15 protein-coding genes are annotated in these 16,756 nt (G+C 68.4%); 1 reads left to right on the top strand and 14 read right to left on the bottom strand.

Features of this window, described 5'->3' with window-relative positions:
• From CLU95_RS27855 to alaS, 13 genes are all read right to left on the bottom strand, one after another.
• The gene (locus CLU95_RS27855) at positions 1–1,476 is read right to left on the bottom strand and encodes an aldehyde dehydrogenase (RefSeq protein ID WP_099796585.1); all 1,476 of its coding nucleotides are present in this window, start codon (positions 1,474–1,476) and stop codon (positions 1–3) included.
• A 16-nt stretch (positions 1,477–1,492) separates the two neighbouring features.
• A complete protein-coding gene (locus CLU95_RS27850) occupies positions 1,493–2,293 on the bottom strand; it encodes an aspartate dehydrogenase (RefSeq protein ID WP_099796584.1) in 801 nt (266 codons plus the stop codon).
• A gap of 20 nt (positions 2,294–2,313) precedes the next feature.
• On the bottom strand, positions 2,314–4,011 hold the full coding sequence (locus CLU95_RS27845; RefSeq protein WP_099796583.1) for a thiamine pyrophosphate-binding protein: 1,698 nt from the start codon (positions 4,009–4,011) through the stop codon (positions 2,314–2,316).
• The gene (locus tag CLU95_RS27840) at positions 4,004–4,843 is read right to left on the bottom strand and encodes an SDR family oxidoreductase (RefSeq protein WP_099796582.1); all 840 of its coding nucleotides are present in this window, start codon (positions 4,841–4,843) and stop codon (positions 4,004–4,006) included. Before CLU95_RS27840 ends, CLU95_RS27845 begins: the two co-directional genes overlap by 8 nt.
• Positions 4,844–4,859: 16 nt before the next feature.
• Positions 4,860–5,699: an IclR family transcriptional regulator gene (locus tag CLU95_RS27835; protein WP_099796581.1), complete on the bottom strand. Its 840-nt coding sequence runs from the start codon at positions 5,697–5,699 to the stop codon at positions 4,860–4,862.
• A 36-nt stretch (positions 5,700–5,735) separates the two neighbouring features.
• Positions 5,736–6,605 carry an alpha/beta fold hydrolase gene (locus tag CLU95_RS27830; RefSeq protein WP_099796580.1) on the bottom strand — a complete coding sequence of 290 codons (870 nt, stop codon included), beginning with the start codon at positions 6,603–6,605 and terminating at the stop codon, positions 5,736–5,738.
• A 27-nt stretch (positions 6,606–6,632) separates the two neighbouring features.
• Complete coding sequence (locus CLU95_RS27825) at positions 6,633–7,196, bottom strand: cupin domain-containing protein (protein WP_257214753.1); 564 nt, start codon at positions 7,194–7,196, stop codon at positions 6,633–6,635.
• Between the two features lie 53 nt (positions 7,197–7,249).
• Positions 7,250–8,065: an SDR family oxidoreductase gene (locus CLU95_RS27820; protein WP_099796579.1), complete on the bottom strand. Its 816-nt coding sequence runs from the start codon at positions 8,063–8,065 to the stop codon at positions 7,250–7,252.
• A gap of 29 nt (positions 8,066–8,094) precedes the next feature.
• Positions 8,095–9,078, bottom strand: coding sequence for a Bug family tripartite tricarboxylate transporter substrate binding protein (locus CLU95_RS27815; protein ID WP_099796578.1), 984 nt, complete (start codon positions 9,076–9,078; stop codon positions 8,095–8,097).
• Positions 9,079–9,270: 192 nt separating this feature from the next.
• Entirely contained in the window at positions 9,271–10,530 is a 1,260-nt protein-coding gene (locus CLU95_RS27810) for a D-amino acid dehydrogenase (protein ID WP_099796577.1), read from the bottom strand.
• A 134-nt stretch (positions 10,531–10,664) separates the two neighbouring features.
• Positions 10,665–11,195: a MolR family transcriptional regulator gene (locus tag CLU95_RS27805; RefSeq protein WP_099796576.1), complete on the bottom strand. Its 531-nt coding sequence runs from the start codon at positions 11,193–11,195 to the stop codon at positions 10,665–10,667.
• A 40-nt stretch (positions 11,196–11,235) separates the two neighbouring features.
• Positions 11,236–12,252, bottom strand: coding sequence for a 2-dehydropantoate 2-reductase (locus CLU95_RS27800; protein WP_099796575.1), 1,017 nt, complete (start codon positions 12,250–12,252; stop codon positions 11,236–11,238).
• Positions 12,253–12,284: 32 nt separating this feature from the next.
• The gene (gene alaS, locus CLU95_RS27795) at positions 12,285–14,933 is read right to left on the bottom strand and encodes an alanine--tRNA ligase (protein WP_099796574.1); all 2,649 of its coding nucleotides are present in this window, start codon (positions 14,931–14,933) and stop codon (positions 12,285–12,287) included.
• A 260-nt stretch (positions 14,934–15,193) separates the two neighbouring features.
• Between alaS and CLU95_RS27790 the strand changes: the two genes are divergently transcribed.
• Entirely contained in the window at positions 15,194–16,018 is an 825-nt protein-coding gene (locus CLU95_RS27790) for a ferritin-like domain-containing protein (RefSeq protein ID WP_099796573.1), read from the top strand.
• Positions 16,019–16,355: 337 nt separating this feature from the next.
• On the opposite strand, the gene CLU95_RS30965 is transcribed toward CLU95_RS27790, so the two are convergent.
• Positions 16,356–16,733: a hypothetical protein gene (locus CLU95_RS30965; protein WP_180288686.1), complete on the bottom strand. Its 378-nt coding sequence runs from the start codon at positions 16,731–16,733 to the stop codon at positions 16,356–16,358.
• Between the last annotated feature and the right edge of the window lie 23 nt (positions 16,734–16,756).

Genomic DNA, 16,756 nt, shown 5'->3' with positions numbered 1-16,756 from the left:
TCAGTTCGCCCAAGGCAGGGGTTGTTCGTTCGTGCCCCAGTACATGCTCTTCTGCTCCATGTACTGGAAGATGCCTTCGCGGCCCTTCTCGCGGCCCAGGCCACTGTCGCGCCAGCCGCCGAACGGCGTCGAGACGGAGAACTGCTTGTAGGTGTTGACCCAGACCGTGCCGGCCTGCACCGCGCGGCCCAGCTTCCAGGCGCGCTTGAAGTCGCGGCTCCACACGCCGGCGGCCAGCGCATAGATGCTGTCGTTGGCCTGCGCGATCAGTTCTTCCTCGTTGTCGAAAGGCATCGCGACCAGCACCGGGCCGAAGATTTCTTCCTGGCTGATGCGGGCACTGTTGGTCAGGCCTTCGAGAATCGTCGGCTGGTAGAAGTAGCCCTTGTCGTAGTCCGCGCCGTGCGGGCGCACGCCGCCCGTGCGGATGCGGCCGCCTTCGGACACGCCCAGGTCCACATAACGCTCGATGCCTTCGCGGTGCTTGGCCGTGATGAGCGGGCCCATCTGCGTGCGCTCCGAGGCCGGGTCGCCCACGCGCAATGCATTGGCGCCTTCGGCCAGCCGCGTCAGGAACTCGTCGTAGATGCTGCGTGCGACAAACAGGCGCGAGCCCGCAATGCACGACTCGCCCGACGAACTGAAGATGCCGTACAGCACGCCGTTCACCGCGTGGTCGAGGTCGGCGTCGTCGAGCACCATGGTCGGCGACTTGCCGCCGAGTTCGAGCGACACCGGCATCATCTTGTCGGCCGCGATGTGGGCGATGTGCTTGCCGGTGGTGGTGCCGCCGGTGAACGACACGCGCTTGACCAGCGGGTGCTTGGTGATCGCGTCGCCGATCACCGAGCCCTTGCCCGGCAGCACGCTCACGATGCCCTTGGGCACGCCGGCCGCTTCGCAGATGCGCGCCAGTTCCAGCGCCATGAGCGGCGTGACTTCGGCGGGCTTCACGACCACCGCGTTGCCGGCCGCCAGCGCGGGCGCCAGCTTCTGGGCTTCGCTCGCGATGGGCGAGTTCCACGGCGTGATGGCCGCGACCACGCCCATGGGCTCGTGCACGCTCATCGTGACGAAAGCGCCGCGCGAGGGGGTGATGGTTTCTTCGAGCGTCTCGAGCGCGGCGGCAAAGAACTGGAAGGTGGCCGCGGCGCTGGCCACGAGGTTGCGCGTTTCGCTGATCGGCTTGCCGTTGTCCAGGCGCTGCTTCTGCGCGAGCGACTCGCCCTCTTCGCGAATGAGCTGTGCCACGCGGTGCAGCACGGCGGCGCGCTCGTGCGGCAGGCGCTGGGCCCAGCCGCTGGTGCGGAAGGCGTGGTCGGCGCGCGTGATGGCTTCTTCGACGTCGGCCAGGCTCGCGGCCTTCAGGCGCGCAATGGGCTCGCCGGTGGCCGGGTACAGGCTTTCGTAGACGTCGCCGCCGCCCAGGCGCCATTCGCCGGCGATGCAGATCGGAAGGAGTTCGGTGGAGATCATGGGATGACTCGAAAGGTCAGATAGCAAGGGGCGCGACGCGGTTGCGCAGCGCGCGCACGGCGCTGTACACGGTCAGGGCCGAGGTCTTGGGGTTGGCCGCAAGCGGCTTGTTGCGCATGGTCAGCGCGAAGCTGCCGAAGGCGCCTTCGGCTTCGACGGTGTGCACGTTCTCGGTGGTGGCCGGGTCGGCAATGAGGCGCACCAGCGTCTGGTCCAGGCCCAGGCCCGCGAGCGACACGGTGGCCGCCACGTTGGCGTTCTTCGGATAGAGCAAGGCCGCTTCGCGCGCGCTGCCTTCGAAGATGACGGTTTCGTGGGCCAGCGTGTCGAGGTTGCGGCCCTGCTCGGCCGGCGTGCCCTTCCAGGCCTGCGGCGGCTTGCGGCCGGTGTAGCGCACGCTGCTCAAGCCGCCGATGCGGGCCGCGGCCAGCGCGTCGATGCCGCCGATGGCGCCGGGAATCAGTTGCACCTGCGTGTGGCCGGCGACGGCGGCGGCTTCGAGCTTCTCGGCGAAGCCCGTGGCCGACAGCGCGCCGACCGATGCGACCACGCAGGGCGTGCCGCGTGCCAGCGCGGGCAGCACGTGCTCTTCGATGGCCGCATGGCCGGCGGTCTCGACCACGAGGTCGATGCCGTCGGCGGGCACGGCGCTGCCCACTTGCACGTCGGGCGCGACCCTCTGCGCGGCGGCAACGCCTTCGGCCGGCACGACGATGGCCACCACCTTCAGGGCGGGATCGCCGCGCAGCAGTTCGAGCACCGAGGTGCCGATGGCTCCGCAGCCGACGAGTGCAATGCGCGTGATGGCAGTGGTCATGCGTGGGGCTCCGCGTTCGCTCACTGGGCCGCGCCGAGCGCGGGAATCTGCGTGACCGTGTTGGTCGGCGGGCCGGCGAAGGTGGTCTTGAAACCGCCGATCGACAGCATGTCGATCTCCAGCAGGAACGGGCCGTTGGCGGCGAGCGCCTTGTCCAGGTGCGCCGGCAGGTCGGCCAGGTCTTTCACGCGGGCATGCGGCAGCGCGATCGACTGGCACAGCAGGTCGTAGTCGGGCGTGTGCAGCTCGGCGTAGCACTGGCGGCCGCCGTACTGCGCGTCCTGGATGTTCTTGATGACGCCGTAGCTCTTGTCGTTCATGAGCACGATGACCATGGGCGCCTTCTCCTGCACCATGCAGGCCAGCTCGCCCAGGTTCAGGATGAAGCCGCCGTCGCCGGCCAGGCAGAAGGTCTTGCGGCCCGAGCCCGTCACCGCCGCGCCGATGGCCGCGCCGATGGCCATGGGCATGCCCTGGCCGATGCCGCCGCCCGTGGCGTGCACGCCGGCGCTGGGTTCGAACACGCGCAGCTCGCGGTTGCCCCAGGTGCTGTTGGACACCGTGACGTCGCGCACCCAGTTGAACTGGCGGCCGGCCACCGACTGCAGCTGGCGCACGAGTTCGGCATACGGGCCGAGGCCGTCGCGCAGCGTGGCCACGGCCTGGTCGTGCGTGGCGCGCAGGTCGACCAGCAACTGCGGGTCGGCCTTGTACTTCGCGGCTTCGAGGCGGTCGGCGAGGCCGTCGAGGGCCAGCGCGGAATCGCCGCAGACAAAGGCTTCTGATGCGTAGCAGCGGCCTTCGGCAGCCGCATCGGCGTCGATGCGGTACAGCGTGCGCGGCAGCTTCAGTTCGTACTTGAGCGTTTCGTTGCCGCGCAGGCGCGAACCGACCACGAGCATCGCGTCGCAGGTCTGATAGAAGGCCTCGACGGGCTTCTGGATGTTGTAGGCGCCGAGCGAACCGGCGTCGTCTTCCGGCACCGTGCCGCGGCCCTGCGTGGTCGTGACCACGCCGAAGCCCAGCTTCTGCAGGCGCTGGATGGCCGAACGGGCGTGGCGGGCACCGCCGCCGACCCACAGCATCGGACGCTTGGCGGTGGCCAGGCGTGCGGCCAGTGCATCGAGGCCGGCCGCCGACGGCACGGGGCGCTCGATGGGCAGCGGCGACAGGTCGGCCGGCATGGTCGTGAGCGCCGACTGGATGTCGATCGGAATCTCCACGCTGACCGGACCGGTCGGCGCCGTCATCGCGAGTTGCACCGCGCGCTTGAGCGTGCCGAGCACCGTCTCGACGCTGCGCACGCGCAGCGCGGCCTTCGACACGGCCTTGAGCATCGTGAGCTGGTCGGGCGCTTCGTGGATGTACGACATGCCCTTGTCCAGGTACGGCGTCTCGATCTGGCCCGTGATGTGCAAGAGCGGCGCGCCGGCCGTCAGCGCCTCGACCATGCTGCCAGCGATGTTGCCCGCGGCCGGACCGGTGCTGGTGATGCACACGCCCAGGCTGGCGGTGGAGCGCGCATAGGCGTCGGCCATGTTGCCCGCGCCGGCCTCGCCGCGCGCCGAGATGAAGCGCACCGTGCCGCGCTGCGCGAAGGCATCGAGGATCGGCATGTTGTGGATCGAGATGACGCCGAAGGCTGCCTTGACGCCGCACTGCTCGAGAAAGGCGGCGACGACGGCGCCGACCGTGACGGTGTTGTTGGGGTTATGCATGGCGGGAATGGCCTCCGGAAATATCGATGTGGCTGCCGGTCGTGTACGACGCGAGCGGTGAAGCGAGGAAAAGGATCGCGCGCGCGGCTTCGGTCGGAAGCCCCAGGCGACCCAGCGGGATGTGTTTGGTGGTGGCGAGCTGGCGGCTCCAGGCGGCCCAGTCCTGCGACTTGTCTTCGCGCGCTTCGAAGCGGCGGCGCCACTGGCCCGACTCGACCAGGCCGATGAGGATGCCGTTGACGCGCACGCCCTGCGGCGCGAACTCGGTGGCCATGGAGCGCACGAGGTTCAAGAGGCCGGCGCGCGCGGCCGAGGTGGCGACCATGTGCGGCTCGGGCTGGCGCGCCAGCAGCGAGTTGGCGCAGACGATGGCGGCATCGCCGAGCGCGGCGCGCTGCGCGGCGAGCTGCGGCAAGAAGGCGCGCGTGGGGTGGATGACCGAGAAGAACTTCAGGTGCAGCTCTTCCATCCAGGCCGCATCGTCGGTGTCGGCGAACGTGGACACACGCCCCTGCCCTGCGTTGTTGACCAGCATCGACGCCGGGCCGAGCGCGGCCTCGCTGGCGGCGGCAAAGGCGCGCACCGAGGCGGCATCGAGGACGTCGCAGGTCTGCGCGAACAGCTTCGCGTCGGGGTACTGCGCGCGCAGGCCGGCCACCGCGGCATCGAGCCGTTCGGCGTTGCGGCCGCACAGCGCCACGGCGGCGCCGCAGCCGAGCAGCAGCTCGACCGTGGCCAGGCCGATGCCCGACGAGCCGCCCGTGACCACGGCCACGCGGCCGGCCAGTGCGTCGGCGGCGAAGAAAGAGGAGGAAGGGGCGAAGGTCGTCATGGTCGAAAAAAGCGTGTCAGGCGCTGCGCAGCGGAACCACCTTGGCGGTGCTGTTTCGTGCTGGCGAGTAATTGAGCAGGCCCGAGATCTCGTCGGCCGTGCCGCGCACGCGCAGCACCATCTCGTCCATGCGGTTCTCGTCGATGTGGCCCGAGGTGATGGTGGCGCCCAGCGCCGCCACGATGTGGCCGCTGTGGTCGCGCACCGGCGCGGCAATGGTCGAGATGTTCGATTCGAAGAAGCCTTCGCCCAGCACGTAGCCGCGCTGGCGGTCGGCCTGCACCATGTCGAACAGTTCGTTCACGGTCTTGGGCGTGCTCGGCGAGAAGGTCTCGAGCTTGTCTTCGGGGTACAGCGCGCGCAACTGCGGCAGCGTGAGGTCTTCCAGCAGGATGCGGCCCAGCACCGTGGCGTGGGCCGGCAGGCGCGTGCCCACCGTGACCGAGCTGGCGAACGGCGTGGCCGGCGCCACCTTGGCGACGTAGACGATCGAGCGGCCGTCGCGCACCACGAGGTTGCAGGGCGTGCGCAGTTCGTCGCACAGGCGGTTGAGCAGCGGCGTGCCCAGTTGCGTGAGTTCCAGCGAGGCCAGGTATTCGAAGCCCAGGCGCAGCACGGCCAGGCCCAGGCGGTAGTCGCGGCCGCCCTCGGCGCGCTCGAGGAAACCCATGTTCTCCAGCGTGGTGAGCAGGCGGAAGACGGTCGAGCGCGGCAGGTCGAAGCGGCGCGCCAGCTCGGGCGCGGAGAGCGTGCGGCTCTCGCGGCTGAACTCGCACAGCACGCGCAGGCCGCGCTCCAGCGCGGGCACGTTGTAGCGGTCTGCGCCCTCTTCCATCACTTCGTTGTCGGTGGCCATGTCTGGATTCCTCTCGGTTCTCTTGTTCGTGTCGGGTCAGCCGGCGAGCGATTCGCGCAGCAAGGCGGCGACGGCCTGCGGTTGTTCCACATAGCCGGCGTGACCCGCATCGTCCACCAATTCAAGCGGCACGCCGCAGCGGCGCGCGACTTCTTCGCAGGCGGCCGGCGGCGTGACGACGTCGAGCGCGCCGCAGGCCACGCGCACGGGCATCGGCGGCGGCAGGTCGGCCAGCAGGTCGGCGTTGCACAGCAGCTCGACGGCCTGCCTGTAGCCGTGGTCGTTCAGGCGCGCCATGTTCCAGCGCACCCACTGGCGGGCGTGCTCGGAGGCACCGTCGGACACGAGCCGGCCCGCGCGCTTGGCGGCCATGCCGGCGATGCCGAGGTCGTCGAGCGTGGCCAGGCGTTCGGCGCGCACCTTGGCGCGGGCGTCGATGCGCTCGGGGGCGCCGTAACCGATGGCGGGGCTCACGAGCACGAGGCGGCGGATGCGGGCACTGGTGCTCGAGTCTTCGCGCGCAGCCGACGCGGCGGTGATGGCGCCCAGCGAATGGCCGACGAGCACGCAGGAACGGATCGAGAGCGCGTCGAGCATTTCTTCAAGACGCGCGGCGTAGTCGGCAGCGGTCGGCGCGGCCGAGGCCAGCGGCGTCGAGCGGCCATAGCCCGGTGCGTCCCACGCGATGAGGCAGGCCTGCGGCGCCAGCAGCGCCGCGGTGTCGAGCCACGAGGCCGCGCCCGAGCCGATGCCATGCAGACACACGATCACCGGGCCCTGTCCGCATTCGCGCACCGACACCACCGCGCCGCCGCCGACCGCGACATCGCGGGCCGGAAAGCGCGCGTCGAGCCGCGCCAGCTCGGAAGCCGGCAGGGTCTGCGCGGGGATGTCGATGGTGCCCATGGCCTGTTCGCTCGCTCGTTCGCTCGCTCAGCGCTTGATCTTGGCCAGCGGATGGTCGGCCGGGTACGTCGGCTTGATCGGCTTCTGTGCGCCGAGCATCACGCACATCAGCGCGTCTTCGTCGCCGATGTTGATCTCTTCGCGGTACACGCCGGGCGGCACCGAGATCAGGTCGCGGTCGGTCATGATGGTTTCGAAGCGCTCGCCGTCTTTCTCGATGACGACCTTGAGCTTGCCGCGGATGAGGAAGAACACTTCTTCCACGTCGGTGTGCAGGTGCGGCGGGCCTTCGTGGCCGGCGGGGATCACCATGGTCGAGAAGGTGAAGTTCTCCGAAGGCACGGTGTTGGTGTCGGCCGCGACACCGGTGCCGCCGGTGCCCACGTAGCGCATCTGCGCGCGGCGGAACTTGGGGTCGAAGTCGGCCTGGAACTTCAGCGCGTCCCAGTCGTACGTGCGCGTTTCGTAGCGCGCGATGCGGGTGTTCATCCACTCGGCCAGGCTGCTGCCCTCGGGCTGCACCAGGGTGCTGCCGACATCGGCAGCGGCGGTGTTGTTGTTGATCTTTTGCTGTTCGGACAAATCGCTCATGGGTGTACTCCTTGGTCGGGAAAATTCGTTCAGTGATGCGCTTGCTGATTCGCTCAGTGCATCGCGAAGCCGCCGTTGACGGCAAGCAGCTGGCCGGTGACGAAGCGCGCCAGGCCGGACAGCAGGAACACGGTGGCGCCGCAGACGTCGGCCGCCTGCTGCTCGCGCGGGATGGCGCGACCTTCGAGGTATTTCTGGTGACGCGCCATCGGCACGTACTCGGTGGCCTCGACCAGCGTGAGGCCGGGCGCCACGGCGTTCACCGTGATGTTGTCGCCGCCCCACTCGCGCGCCAGCGAGCGCGTCATGGAAATGACCGCGCCCTTGCTCGATGCATAGGCCAGCAGGTTGGGTGCGCCCCACAGCGCCGTGTCGGACGCAAGGTTGACGATGGCGCCACGGCCGCTGGCCGCCAGCGCAGGGCGGCAGGCGCGGCCCATGAGCCAGCTGCCGCGCACGTTGACGTTCATCACGCGGTCCCACATGTCGATCTCGAGCTGGTGCGCGTCGCGCCCGCCCGAGTTGGTGATGGCGGCGTTGTTGACCAGGCCGTCGAGCCCACCCAGCAGGCGCACCGCCTCGGCGGCGCCCGCCTCGATGGAGGCCGGGTCCGACAGGTCGATCGCCAGCGCGTGCGCCGTGCGGCCGGCATCGCGCAGCGCCTTCGCCTCAGTTTCGGCCAGCTCGCCGAGGATGTCGGCCAGCACCACGCTCGCACCCGCCGCGGCCACGCACTGCGCAAACGCCAGGCCCAGCCCGCGCGCGCCACCGGTCACGAGCACGCGGCGGCCGGCCAGCAGGTTGGCGGGCATCTCGGCCAGCAGCGACTGCAGGCTGGAGGGATCGGCGATGGCTTTGAGGTCGGTCATGGCGGGCGTCACGTCGGGTTGGGTGAGGTTCAGTCGGCCTGGATGCCGAGTTCCTTGATGACCTTGCCGAAGCGCGCGAAGTCGGCGGCGTTGGTCTTGGCGAGCACGTCGGCGTCGCCGCCCACGGGCGTGGTGCCCAGCACGGCCATGCGCGACACGATGTCGGGCATCTTCAGGATCTCGTTGAAGTGGCCGTTGAGCGTCTTCACGATTTCGGGCGGCAGGTTGCGCGGGCCCCACAGGCCGTTCCAGGCGGTCAGCTCGACGTCCTTGTAGCCCAGCTCGGCGAAGGTCGGCACCTTGGGCGCGAGCGGCGAACGCTCGCGCGAGGCCACGGCCAGCGGAACCATCTTGCCGTTGGGCATGTAGGGCGCCACCGGGCCGAGGGTGATGAAGGTCACCGGCACGTGGCCGCCGAGCACGTCGTTGACGGCGGGCGCCACGCCCTTGTACGGCACGTGCGCCAGGCTGGTGCCCGAGGCGCGGGCGAACATCTCGCCCAGGATGTGCATCGGCGAACCGCTGCCCGGGCTGGCGTAGCTCAGCGACTTGCCGCCCTTGGCCGCGGCCACCGCGTCCTTCAGGCCGGTGTAGCCCTTGGCGCCGCTGGCCACGAGGAAGAGCGGCAGATTGCCGGTCTGCACGATCGGCGTGAAGCCATTGAGCACGTCGTAGCCCGAGGCGCTGCCGGTCTTGAGCACCAGCTGCGCGATCGAGAAAGTGCTGGGCGCGAGCAGCAGCGTGTAGCCGTCGGGCGCGGCCTTCGACACGAACGCGCTGCCGATGATGCCGCTGGCGCCGGGACGGTTGTCGACCACCACGGGCTGGCCGACGCGGGCCGAGAGCTTCTCGGCGTACAGGCGCGCCAGGGCGTCGGTGTCGCCACCCGCCGGATAGGCAACGACCAGCGTGATCGGCTTGCTGGGGTAGGTGTCTGCCCAGGCGAGTCCGGAAGCGCAAGCGGCGGCCAGGGAGACGGCAGCGGCGATGGCGAGGCGGCGAGTGTGTGTCATCGAGGGTCCGTGGAATCGGTGGTTTGTTTCACCAAAGAAACAACGATTTATTAATGGAACGCCGCAAGAATACCGAGGAAGACAACTTCATGACTAGGTAAAAACCCTAGCCAACGTGCAACCGGGCGTGTACGCCCCACGAAAAAGGGCGGCCGTTTCGGGCCGCCCTTCGAGGGTGGGAGCAGGGTTTGGCTACCCGCCGTAGCGCGCGACGGTCAGGCCTTCCATGTCGATCTCGGGCGCCCTGCCCCCGATCAGGTCGGCCATCACGCGGCCCGTGCCGGCCGCCATGGTCCAGCCGAGCGTGCCGTGGCCCGTGCTCAGCAGCAGGTTGGGCACGCGGGTGGCACCGATCACCGGCGTGCCGTCGGGCGTCATGGGGCGCAGGCCGGTCCAGAAGGAGGCGTCGCGCACCGAACCGCCGCGCGGGAACAGGTCGGTCACGACGTGTTCGAGCGTGTCGCGTCGCCGCGCATCGAGCGCGAGGTCGAAGCCCGAGAGCTGCGCCGTGCCGCCCACGCGGATGCGATCGCCCAGGCGCGTGACGGCGACCTTGAAGGTCTCGTCCATCACGGTCGATTCGGGCGCGCCGCTCGCGTCGGTGATGGGCACGGTGATCGAGAAGCCCTTGACCGGGTACACAGGCAGGTCGATGCCCAACGGCCGCACCAGCGCGGGCGAGTAGCTGCCGAGCGCGACGACGTAGCGGTCGGCGGTGAAATTGCCTTGGTCGGTGCGCACCGCCGTCACGCCCTTCCCCGCTTCGTGTTCGAGGGCCTCGATGGTCACGCCGAACCGGAACTGCACGCCCTCGGCCTCGGCCAGCTTGGCCAGCGCCTGCGTGAACTTGAAGCAGTCGCCGGTCTCGTCGCCCGGCAGGCGCAGGCCGCCGACGAACTTGTCCTTCACGGCGCCGAGCGCGGGCTCATACACAACGCAGCCGTCGCGGTCGAGCACCTGGTAGGGCACGCCGGACGCCTTCAGCACTTCGACGTCTTTCGCGGTGCCGTCGAGCTGTGCCTGCGTGCGAAAGAGTTGGAGCGTGCCCTGCATGCGCTCGTCGTAGCGGATGCCGGTGTCGGCGCGCAGCGTCTTCAGGCAGTCGCGGCTGTATTCGGCGAGCCGCACCATGCGGCCCTTGTTGAGTTCGTAGCGCGCCTGCGTGCAGTTGCGCAGCATCGACAAGCCCCAGCGCCACATGGCCGGATCGAGCATCGGCTTGATGACCAGCGGGCTGTGCTGCATGAGCATCCACTTGATCGCCTTGACCGGCACGCCGGGCCCGGCCCAGGGCGCCGAATAGCCGGGCGACACCTCGCCCGCATTGCCGAAGCTGGTTTCGAGCGCGGGCGCCGGCTGGCGCTCCAGCACCGTCACCGCGTGCCCGGCGCGCGCCAGGTAGTACGCCACCGAGGTGCCGATGACACCGCTGCCGAGAATCAGGACCTGCATGACAACCCCTCCCTCTTGAAAGCCGCCACGGGCCGAGGGTACAGGGTCGGCGACCCGGTGCGCAGAACATCGCGTTGGTCTTGCGCGTCTACGGCCTCACCCAAAGGGGAAGGCAGTCGGGCCGATGCCGCGCGTCAGAGGGCGTTCAACACGGCCTGCATCGAGGTCAGGCGCGCCTCGTTCTCGTCGGCGTGCGGCCAGGCGGGATGGCGCGTGCGGGCGCGCTGGTTCAGCGCCAGCTGGCATGCAATGGCGGCCAGTGCCTCGTCGCGCATCGCAGGATCGACCTCGCCCGTGATCTTGAGCTGCCCGAAGGCCGTCGCGACGCGCGCGCGGCATTCGGACTGCAGGAAGGTCTCGTGCATGTCTTCCTTTGCCAGCCATTTCTCGCGCACGTCGGCATCGGCTCGGTGCATGGATTTCGGCACGCCGAAGTCCCAGTCGGCGAGCATCTCTTGGAGAAAGCCCGCGACCTTGCCGTTCTTGCCGCCGTCGCGATACCAGTCTTCGAGCAACGAGAGCGTGTCGCTGCCGTCGTCGCTGCCGAAGGGGCTGAAGTCATCGGCCAGGTCGTAGTAAAAATCGTCGGTGGCGAGCGCCACGAAGCGCGGGTGACTGGTCTCGCGGGCAAGGCCTTCTTCGGGGTCGTCGAAATGGTGGGGCATCGGGTGGCTCCGGGGGAATGAAGGTGCGGATGAACAGGCCCTAAAGGCCCAGTGCGTCCTGCAGCTGGCGTGCCGTCCAGCGCTTGGGGCTTTGCGGCCAGGCCTCGAGCAGCGCGACCATGCGCGCGTTGCGCGGCGCACTCAAGCCGTGCTCCTGCGCGAGTCGCACCACCTCGCCGCTGAGCGCGTCGATCTCGGTGCGGCGCCCCAGTGCGAGGTCGTCGGCCATGCTGGAGCGGGCCTTCGCGTCGATGCGCAGCATGCGTGCTGCGACGATGTGAAACAGCCAGTCGGGCAAGCGCAGCAGCCCCGGCAGCCGCCGCGCCGGCACGGCCGCTACCTGCGCGGGCACGATGCCGCCGGTGCGCAGCACGCCCAGCGTTTCATCGATGAGCGCCGCGAAGCAGCGGCGGTAGCCGCGCTGCATGAGCTCGTCGCGCAGCGGCAGGCCCGACAGTGCGTTGACCGGGTTGTTGAGGTTGAGCAGCAGCTTGCCCCACTGCACGGGCAGCAGGTCGGCATGCAGGTCGAGCGGCACGCCGGCGCGCTCGAACACGGGCAGCCAGTCGCGCAGTGCGGGATCGTCTTCCGCGGCCAGACGGCCGGGGGTGCCGCGATGGAAGGCGCCGTCGTCGATCTCGGCCACGTTGTACGGCACCATGCCGGCGCGGATGTTGAGCGAGGGGCCGGCCTGCCCCGCGGCGGCGCAGTTCGAGATGCCGTTCTGCAGCGAAACGACCGTGGTGCCGGCCGGCAGCGCAAAGGCCAGCTCGCGCGCCGCCTCGGCCGTGGCACCGCTCTTCACGCACAGCAGCACCAACGCGGGCCGCGCCCCCACCGGCACCTGCTCGCACAGGCGCAGCGTGGGCGCCGCCAGCTTGTGTTTGGAGCCGTCGAGGTCGGTGAGCGTGAGGCCGTGACGTGCGAGCTTGTCGAGCACGCGCGGGCGGCCGACGAAGGTGACGGGCACGCCCGCCGCCGCAAGGCTGCCGCCGATGAAACAGCCGATGGTGCCCGCCCCCATCACGAGCACTTCACCGGGGATCGTGTCGGACATGAAGTGCTGTGTGGGTAGTGAGCGGAAAAGACTCAGGTGCGCTGGGCGACCCAGGCCTGCACCGATTGCAGCGCAGCCGGCAGGCCCGCGGCATCGGTGCCGCCGGCCATGGCCATGTCGGCCTTGCCGCCGCCCTTGCCACCGACCTGCTGGGCCACGAAGTTGACCAGCTCGCCGGCCTTGACCTTGCCGATGCTGTCGGCCGTGACGCCGGCTGCGATCTGCACCTTGTCGCCGTCGACAGCAGCCAGCACGATGGCGGCGGTTTTCAGCTTGTCCTTGAGCTTGTCCATGGTGTCGCGCAGCGTCTTGGCGTCGGCGCCGTCGAGCTTGGCCGCGAGCACCTTGATGCCGTTGACGTCCACCGCCTGCGCGATGAGCTCGTCACCCTTGGACGACGCGAGCTTGCCCTTGAGCGCACCCACTTCGCGTTCGAGCGTCTTGACCTGCTCGAGCACCTGCGAGAGGCGGCCCTGCAGCTCGGCGGCCGGCGACTTGAGCGTGGCGGCCACGCTGTGCACGGTCGATTCGAGGTCCTGCAGGTACGACAGCGCATTGGCGCCCGTGACGGCTTCGATGCGGCGCACGCCGGCGGCCACGCCGCCTTCGCTGACGATCTTGAACAGGCCGATGTCACCCGTGCGGCCCACGTGGGTGCCGCCACACAGTTCGCGACTGGTGCCGATGTCGAGCACGCGCACGGTCTCGCCGTACTTCTCGCCGAACAGCATCATGGCGCCGGTCTTCTGGGCCGATTCGAGGTCCATCACGCGCGCTTGCGTCGGCGCGTTGTCCAGGATCTCGGCGTTGACGCGCTTCTCGATCTCGAGAATCTGATCGCGCGTGACGGGCGCGTTGTGCGCGAAGTCGAAGCGCGTCTTGTCGGCGTCGACCAGCGAGCCCTTCTGCTGCACGTGGTCGCCGAGCACTTCGCGCAAGGCCTTGTGCATCAGGTGGGTGACCGAGTGGTTGCGCATGGTGGCGGCGCGGCGCGCGGTGTCGACCGCGGCCTTGACCGCGTCGCCGACCTTCAGCGTGCCTTGCGTCTGCGTGCCGTGGTGGCCGAACACGTCGGCCTTGATCTTCTGCGTGTCGTCGACGCCGAACTGCACGCCTTCGGCCACGAGCACGCCCTGGTCGCCGACCTGACCGCCGCTCTCCGAATAGAACGGCGTGGTGTCGAGCACCACGATGCCGCTCTGGCCTTCCTTCAGCTCGTTGACGGCCACGCCTTCGAGGTACAGCGCGACGACCTTGGCGTTTTCTTCCAGGTGGTCGTAGCCGGTGAAGGTGTTGCCCGCGCCGGCGTACTCGACGTTGCGGTCCATCTTGAACTTGCCGGCGGCACGGCCCGCGGCCTTCTGCTTCTCCATGGCGGCGGTGAAGCCGGCCTCGTCGACCGTCCAGCCGCGCTCCCGACACACATCAGCCGTGAGGTCCAGTGGAAAGCCAAAAGTGTCGTGCAGCTTGAACGCGACATCGCCGTTCAGAACTTCACGCCGGTTGTAGACAACAACGCCCTTCGGATCAGCCATTTCCCGCTCGAGAATCTCCATGCCGTTGGCGAGCGTCTCGAAGAAGCGCTCTTCCTCAGCCTTGAGCGTGTCGATGATGCGTTTCTCGTCGGCCACCAGCTTGGGGTACGCGTCGCCCATGAGCTTCACGAGGTCGGGCACCAGCTTGTGGAAGAAGGGCTTCTTCTGGCCCAGCTTGTAGCCGTGGCGGATGGCGCGGCGAATGATGCGGCGCTGCACGTAGCCGCGGCCTTCGTTCGACGGGATGACGCCGTCGGCCACCAGGAACGAGGTGGCGCGGATGTGGTCGGCGATCACGCGCAGCGAGTTGTTCGACAGGTCTTTCTCACCCGTTTCACGGGCCGCGGCCTTGATGAGCGCGTCGAAGATGTCGATTTCGTAGTTGCTGTGCACGTGCTGCAGGATCGCCGCCAGGCGCTCCAGGCCCATGCCGGTGTCGACGCAGGGCGCAGGCAGTTTCTTGACCGAGCCGTCGGGCTGCATGTCGAACTGCATGAACACGTTGTTCCAGATCTCGATGTAGCGGTCGCCGTCTTCATCGGGCGAGCCGGGCGGGCCGCCGGCGATCTCGGGGCCGTGGTCGAAGAAGATTTCGGAGCACGGGCCGCAGGGGCCCGTGTCGGCCATCATCCAGAAGTTGTCGGACATGTAGCGGCCGCCCTTGTTGTCGCCGATGCGCACCACGCGCTCGGGCGGCAGGCCGATCTCTTTCGTCCAGATGTCGTAGGCCTCGTCGTCCTCGATGTAGACGGTGGCCCAGAGCTTTTCGGCCGGCAGCTTGTAGACCTGGGTCAGCAGCTCGAAGGCCCACTTCAGCGAATCGCGCTTGAAGTAGTCGCCGAAGCTCCAGTTGCCCAGCATCTCGAAGAAGGTGTGGTGGCGTGCGGTGTAGCCCACGTTCTCGAGGTCGTTGTGCTTGCCGCCGGCACGCAGGCAGGCCTGCACCGAGGCGGCGCGCACGTAGGGGCGCTTGTCTTCGCCGAGGAACACGTCCTTGAACTGGACCATGCCCGAGTTCGTGAACATGAGCGTCGGGTCGTTGCCCGGCACCAGCGAGCTCGAAGGCACCACCGTGTGGCCCTTGGAGGCGAAGAAATCGAGAAAGGTCTTGCGGATGTCCGCGACCGTGAATGTGGGCTGGCTCATCTTTGGATTTCGTCTTCTGTCGGGGCGGCCTGGCGATGGCGACCCTGCGTCGAAACCACTGCGTTGAACCGGCCTAACTGCTTGATTTGCTTGAACAATCGATTATAGGTTTGCGCATGGGGCCCGGGCCCGCCGCGGGCCATGCGCGCACGCGATCCGCAAGCCAGGGCTAACATGGACGGCTGAAGCGGTGCGCGCCCTCCCCGGCTGCAGCCTGTTTCGCCCCTGTTTTCATCGGCAACATGAATCAAGGAGCACGCATGGCGGGTCAGGCGTTGGAACCTCACTGGAAGATCGAAGACCTCGATTTCTCCCGCATCGCACGCGAGCAGGTGCGCTCGGACGAAAACCTCTTCTACCTGGTGGCGTCGGCCTCCTTCATCGAGAGCGGCTCCGACCTGTACACGCAGAACCTGGTCGATTTCTTCCGCGGCGACGACGAGGTCACCGAGTGGCTGTCGAACCATTGGGAGCAGGAAGAGCTGCAGCACGGCCAGGCCCTGCGCGCCTACGTGCGCCACGTGTGGCCCGAGTTCGACTGGGACACCGCCTACCGCGGCTTCCTGGCGGAATACGCCACCTACTGCAAGGTCGAGCTGCTGGCTCCGACCCGCGCCCTGGAAATGACCGCCCGCTGCGTGGTCGAGACCGGCACCGCCACCTACTACCGCGCCATGGCCCGCAGCACCACCGAACCGGTGCTGCGCGACCTGGCCACCCGCATCGCGACCGACGAGGTCAACCACTACAAGCACTTCTTCCGGTTCTTCCGCCGCTACCGCGCGCAGGAGCGGCTGAACCGCTTCCGCGTGATGGGCACCATCGGCCGGCGCACCTTGGAGCTGAAAAGCGAAGACGCCGACTGCGCCATCCGCCACGTGGTGAAGGCCCGCGCCCCGCACCGGGCCGGCGACACGGCCTACGTGCAGCAGCTCAGCGCGCGCATGAACAGCACCATCCGCACCCACCTGAGCGCCGGCGCCACGCTCAAGATGCTGATGCGCCCGCTGGAGCTGCCGGCGCGGTTGCAGACGGTGATCCAATACCCGATCCGGCAGTTCATGGAACACGTCTTCCTGCGCTGAAGGGCCGAAAACGCCAGAAAACAGGCAAAAAAAACCCAGCACGATGCTGGGCTGAATCTCTGGATTGCTGTCACGCACAGAGAACCCGCACTTGAAGCGAGTCCGCAAAATTTAGGGCCAGCGCCGCCGCCGGGTTGTCAGACAACACCGACAGTTCTGCACGATCGTGCGGGCCGGGGCCATCCCTTCTAGTTCGAAAAACTGCCAAATTCTTCACACTTTTTAACTTGTCCTACGGTTACGACATTTTTCAGCTGACACGCTGAGCGCGTGTCCTCACCGAGGATGCACCTGCTGTCACGCAACAGGGCCGCAAAAGAAGAGCTCTCTGTTTGCCTTAGAGCGCGCCCCTTCGGGGGCCCCTCGAGATACCCGCTCCGGCGGGTATTTTTTTGCCTGCAGCCGGGCCGCCCATCGCGCTACCACACCGAAGTGACGGGTTTTCCCAATCCGATGGGGACAACGTTGTGGAAAACCGTGTGTGCAGCGCGCGAAACCGTTGCCTGGCGGGGCCTGCAACGCAGTGCCTGCGAAACAGGCAGCGGGCAGAAAAAATCCGGAAAAATATCTTTCCGGGCTGTTTCCCCACACCCCTGCCGTCCGCCAGCCGCCCGTCGTCGTCGTCGTCGTCGTCGTCGTCGTCGTCGTCGTCGTCGTCGTCGCCGCCGTCGCCGCCGCCGCCGCCGCCGCCGCTCGCGGCGCTGAAAGAATTCATCAGACTCCTCCCTCGAAGCCGCC

The sequence above is a fragment of the Variovorax sp. 54 genome, from assembly GCF_002754375.1.
Lineage (GTDB): Bacteria > Pseudomonadota > Gammaproteobacteria > Burkholderiales > Burkholderiaceae_C > Variovorax.
This window is presented reverse-complemented; position numbering and strand designations above follow the sequence as displayed.

What these genes read in the sequence shown, in the direction of transcription:
- CLU95_RS27825 (WP_257214753.1), bottom strand. Translation starts at nt 7,196, where the DNA reads ATGAGCGATTTGTCCGAACAGCAAAAGATCAACAACAACACCGCCGCT.
- CLU95_RS27835 (WP_099796581.1), bottom strand. Translation starts at nt 5,699, where the DNA reads ATGGCCACCGACAACGAAGTGATGGAAGAGGGCGCAGACCGCTACAAC.
- CLU95_RS27800 (WP_099796575.1), bottom strand. Translation starts at nt 12,252, where the DNA reads ATGTCCGACACGATCCCCGGTGAAGTGCTCGTGATGGGGGCGGGCACC.
- CLU95_RS27810 (WP_099796577.1), bottom strand. Translation starts at nt 10,530, where the DNA reads ATGCAGGTCCTGATTCTCGGCAGCGGTGTCATCGGCACCTCGGTGGCG.
- CLU95_RS27845 (WP_099796583.1), bottom strand. Translation starts at nt 4,011, where the DNA reads ATGCATAACCCCAACAACACCGTCACGGTCGGCGCCGTCGTCGCCGCC.
- CLU95_RS27815 (WP_099796578.1), bottom strand. Translation starts at nt 9,078, where the DNA reads ATGACACACACTCGCCGCCTCGCCATCGCCGCTGCCGTCTCCCTGGCC.
- CLU95_RS27840 (WP_099796582.1), bottom strand. Translation starts at nt 4,843, where the DNA reads ATGACGACCTTCGCCCCTTCCTCCTCTTTCTTCGCCGCCGACGCACTG.
- CLU95_RS27805 (WP_099796576.1), bottom strand. Translation starts at nt 11,195, where the DNA reads ATGCCCCACCATTTCGACGACCCCGAAGAAGGCCTTGCCCGCGAGACC.
- CLU95_RS27790 (WP_099796573.1), top strand. Translation starts at nt 15,194, where the DNA reads ATGGCGGGTCAGGCGTTGGAACCTCACTGGAAGATCGAAGACCTCGAT.
- CLU95_RS30965 (WP_180288686.1), bottom strand. Translation starts at nt 16,733, where the DNA reads ATGAATTCTTTCAGCGCCGCGAGCGGCGGCGGCGGCGGCGGCGGCGAC.
- CLU95_RS27820 (WP_099796579.1), bottom strand. Translation starts at nt 8,065, where the DNA reads ATGACCGACCTCAAAGCCATCGCCGATCCCTCCAGCCTGCAGTCGCTG.
- CLU95_RS27830 (WP_099796580.1), bottom strand. Translation starts at nt 6,605, where the DNA reads ATGGGCACCATCGACATCCCCGCGCAGACCCTGCCGGCTTCCGAGCTG.
- alaS (WP_099796574.1), bottom strand. Translation starts at nt 14,933, where the DNA reads ATGAGCCAGCCCACATTCACGGTCGCGGACATCCGCAAGACCTTTCTC.
- CLU95_RS27855 (WP_099796585.1), bottom strand. Translation starts at nt 1,476, where the DNA reads ATGATCTCCACCGAACTCCTTCCGATCTGCATCGCCGGCGAATGGCGC.
- CLU95_RS27850 (WP_099796584.1), bottom strand. Translation starts at nt 2,293, where the DNA reads ATGACCACTGCCATCACGCGCATTGCACTCGTCGGCTGCGGAGCCATC.